We start from the raw sequence: 4,132 nt of genomic DNA, 5'->3' as shown, positions 1-4,132 counted from the left end.
GCCCTGGATGCTGCCCGCCGACCGGGGTGGACTCGTGGCCCGCCCGGGCCTCGCCGCGGCCGTGCTCGGCGAGGTGCTCGCGCCGCCGGCCGCCGCCGTTGTCCTGCACGGCACCGGCGGCATCGGCAAGACCACCCTGACGAAGGACGTCTGCCGGCGCCCGGAGATCGCGGCCCGATTCCCCGGCGGCCTACTGTGGGTCACCGTCGGGGAGTCCCTCGGCGGCGCCCAGCTCGCCGACCGGATCAACGACCTGAGCGAGGCGCTGTCCGGCGCCCGCCCGGCGCTGTCCGATCCGGAACAGGCCGGTTTCCACCTCGGCACCCTGCTCGGCGACGAGCGGCGGCTGCTGGTCGTCGACGACGTCTGGTACCGCTCCCAGCTCGCCCCCTTCCTGCAGGGCGGCGCGCACACCGTCCGGCTCGTCACCACCCGTCAGCGGGACCTCGCCCCGCGGGCCCGGGCGATCGAGATCCCGGCGATGGCGACGGCCGAGGCGCTGTCGCTGCTCCTGCTGGACCTGCCCGGCCCCACCCCGGCCCAGGAGGCCCGCCTGCTGACCGTCACCGGCGGCTGGCCCGTGCTGCTCAGCCTGGTCAACCGGGCGCTCGTCCGGCACGTCCGGGACGGGATGAGCGCACCGCGGGCCGTCGACCGGGTCCTGCGCCGGCTGGAACGCCGCGGTCCCACCGGGCTCGACGTCAGCCGTGCCGCGCAGCGCACCGAGGCCGTCGAGGCCACCCTCGCGGCAAGCCTCGGCCTGCTGACCGGCGACCGGCTCGACCGCTACCTCGAACTCGCCGTCTTCCCGGAGGACGTCCCGATCCCCCGGGGGGTGCTCGAGGCCTACTGGGCGGCCACCGGCGACCTCGACCGTGACGAGGTCGACGACCTCTGCCAGGAGTTCGCGGACCTCTCCCTGGTCGTCGCCTACCGGCGGTCCCCGCCAACTCTGCTGCTGCAGGACGTGCTGCGGACCTACCTGCGGATCCGGGTCGGCCCGAGCCGGCTGGCCGCGCTGGAGGGGGTGCTGTGCGACGCCCTGCGCGACGCCTGCCTACCAGCGGAAGCCGCCCGGGCTGCCTGGTGGCTGCTCGCCGAGCCTGCCGGTGGCGCCGCGTACGCCTGGACGTATCTCGTCGGTCATCTCGTCGGGGCCGGCCGGGTTGACGAGGCTGTCGCGCTGCTGAGCGACCTGCGGTGGACGCTGGCGAAGCTGGGCCGACCTCAGCTCGGCCCCGTCGCGGTAGAGGCCGATCTCGCGATCGCCGCCGCCGCGCGGCCCGCCGAACCGGTGCTCGCCGGCCTGCGCCGGGTGATCCTGCAGAACGCTCACCTGCTGGCGCCCACCGACCCGCCGGCAGCCCTCGGCGCGATCCTGCTCAGCCGTCTTGACGATGCCCCGGAACTCGACGAGGCCCGACTCGCCCTCGCCACGCACGTGGCCCGGCCCCGGCTGATGAACGGCTGGACGCGGCCGGACCAGCCGCACCCCGCGATGCGCCGCACGCTGACCGGCCACCACGGTCGGGTGCAGGGACTGGCGGTCGCCCCCGACGACCGGCTGCTGGTCTCCGCTGGCCACGACGGCACCGTCCGGCTCTGGACCCTGCCCCAGGGGCGTCAGGCGGCTGTCCTGCGCGAACACACGGGCGAGGTGCACGGCTGCGCCGTCGCGCCCGACGGCAGGCTCCTCGCCTCCGCGGGGGCGGACGGCACGGTCCAACTCTGGCACATCGCGTCCATAGCGGACCTCGAGGACGACCCCCCGGTGGCGGGACACGTGCTGCGCGGGCCCGCCGGTGCCGTCACCGCCTGCGCGTTCACCCCGGACGGCGCCCGGATCGTCGCCGTCGGTGCCGACGGTTACCTGCGCGGGTGGGACGTGGCGGACGGCTCGCCCGTCCTTGAGGTCGCTGTCTCCGCCGCCGGCCTGCGCTGCTGCCTGCCGACAGCCCGGTGGATCGCCGTCGGGGGAGACGACGGGCTGATCCGACTCTGCGATCCCGCGACGGGCGAGCCGACGGGTGAACTGGCCGGCCACGTCGGCGCGGTGCTTTCGCTGACGTGCCCCGCGGACGCCGCCTGGCTCGGGTCCTCCGGCTGGGACGGAACGTTCCGTAGGTGGTCGCCCGGCTCCGGCCGCCCCCTCGGCCTGATCCGTGATCCGGCCGGGCCGATCCGCGGTGCCGCGGTCGCCCGGGACGGCTGGCTGCTCGTCGCGACCAGCTGGGAGGGCGCCCTGCGGTTGTGGGACCTGCGCGATGGGTCGCTGCGAGCGAACCTCACCAGCGGCATCGGCAGCCGCCACTGCGTCCTGTCCGCTGACGGAAGCTGGGTCGCCGCCGCTGCCCGCTTCGGCACGATCCGGCTCTGGGACACCGACGTCGACCTGCCGAAACCACCAGCGGCCGGGCGGGACGCGTCGATGCGCGGCACCGTGGTCGTCCGCTCCTCCCGGCCGGTGGCCGCAGCCGGCGCTGACCACGAAACCGTCGTCTCCCCGCCGCTGGTCGTCGCGTACTCCGAGAACGGCGCCGTCGCGGCCTGGGAGCTCAACAGCGGCGAGCCGACCGGGATCAACCACCGCATAGCGGTCGACACGGCGCGCAGTTCCGCGGTCGCGCCCGTCTCGTCCTGGGTTCTCGTCCCCGGCGATCACACCGAGCTCATCCGCTGGGACCCGGTGACCGGCGATGTCGGCGCCACCATGACGGCGGACGCGGAGATCAAGGCGTGGGCGGTCGACCCGACCGGCACCTGGGTCCTCGGCGCCTGCGGGGACGGGACCGTCCGGCGATGGTCGGCCGCCACCGGCCGGCCGTTGCCACCAACGCTCGCGCGGCCCGGACGACGGCCGCCGGGTCCGGTGCTGGCCTGCGCGATCAGCCCCGACGGGCACTGGGTCGCCACCGGCGGCGAGGACAACGCCGTCACGCTGTGGGACCCGGACCGCTGGCCGCAGACGCCACCGGCCGGGGCCCGACCATCCCGCACGGCGCCTGCGGCCATGGCCCGCGAGCTGGTCGGGCATACCGACAACGTCCTCGGCCTCGGCTTCTCCCCGGACAGCCGACTGCTGGCCAGCGCGGGGGCGGACCACACGGTGCGGGTCTGGCGGGTCGAGGACGGCGGGCCCGTCGCCACGCTACGCGGCCATGGCCACACCGTGCGGGATGCCCGGTTCTCCCCGGACGGCACGATGCTGGCGACCCTCAGCGGCGACGGATCGATGCGGATCTGGGACGCCGCGAGCTGGCGACCCCTGACAGTCATGCGCTTCGACGGAGCGGCCCGGTCCGGCGTCTGGCTTCCCGCGGAACTCGGCCGGGGCATCATCGTGGCCTGCTCCGCCGGCCTGTTCCGCTACGACCTCGAGTCCTGAACCCGGCACCGCCGCGCGGCCGAGCGCGCGGGTCTCGGGGAGCCACCGGCCGACGGTGAGTGGGGCTTTTACACTGCGTGCCATGCCCCGGGTCAGCCCGCAGCGTTCCGCGTACCGCTCGGCCTGCCATGGGACACGGAACTCTGCGCTATCCGGCTGGGCCGGTTCGGGTTGGCGCTGGGGGGCGTAGGGCGGTGGGGATGCCGGCGACGAGGTGCCAGACCTCGTCGGCGGCGGCGGCGAGGGCGGCGTTGGTGCGGCCGAGCGCGTCGCGGAACTGCCGTCCGGCCGGGGTCGCCGGGACGACGCCGGAGCCGACCTCGTTGGTCACCGCGACGACCGTGCGGGCGGCGAACCGCCAGGCCTCGACGAGCGCGGCCGTGCGGGTGGCAAGCGCGTCGGGGTCGTCGAGCAGCGCGGCGACCCACAGGCCGATGTCGTCGATGAGCAGCGGCGGCCCTGGCTCGCGCAGCAGCGGCACCAGGTCGCGGGTCTCCAGGGTGATCCAGGACGGCGGGCGCCGGTCGCGGTGCGTCGCGATCCGCGCCGACCACTCCTGGTCACCCTGGTCCGGCGGCATCGAGGTCGCGACATAGACGACCTCGGGTTCGGCGAGCAGCCGCCGCTCCGCCTCCGCGGACTTCCCCGACCGCGCTCCACCGGTGATCAGCACGCGCAGGGGCGGCGCCGGGGCGGGCGCGGGCCAGGCCGTCGGGGTGGGTCTGGCAGTCGCGGTGGGCGTCGCCG

Annotated in this window: 2 protein-coding genes; one reads left to right on the top strand and one right to left on the bottom strand. The window is 75.7% G+C overall.

Going from position 1 to position 4,132, the window contains the following annotated elements; all coding sequences use genetic code 11:
• On the top strand, positions 1-3,385 hold a 3,385-nt coding region (locus MXD58_RS21810), incomplete at its 5' end, for an NB-ARC domain-containing protein (RefSeq protein WP_250609826.1).
• A 148-nt stretch (positions 3,386-3,533) separates the two neighbouring features.
• On the opposite strand, the gene MXD58_RS21805 is transcribed toward MXD58_RS21810, so the two are convergent.
• Positions 3,534-4,132 (bottom strand): bifunctional adenosylcobinamide kinase/adenosylcobinamide-phosphate guanylyltransferase (locus MXD58_RS21805; protein ID WP_250609825.1); only part of this gene is annotated, 599 nt, incomplete at its 5' end.

This window comes from Frankia sp. AgKG'84/4, from assembly GCF_023242965.2.
Classification (GTDB): domain Bacteria; phylum Actinomycetota; class Actinomycetes; order Frankiales; family Frankiaceae; genus Frankia.
Note: the sequence above shows the minus strand (reverse complement) of the source record. Positions and strands in the feature narration are given on the sequence as shown.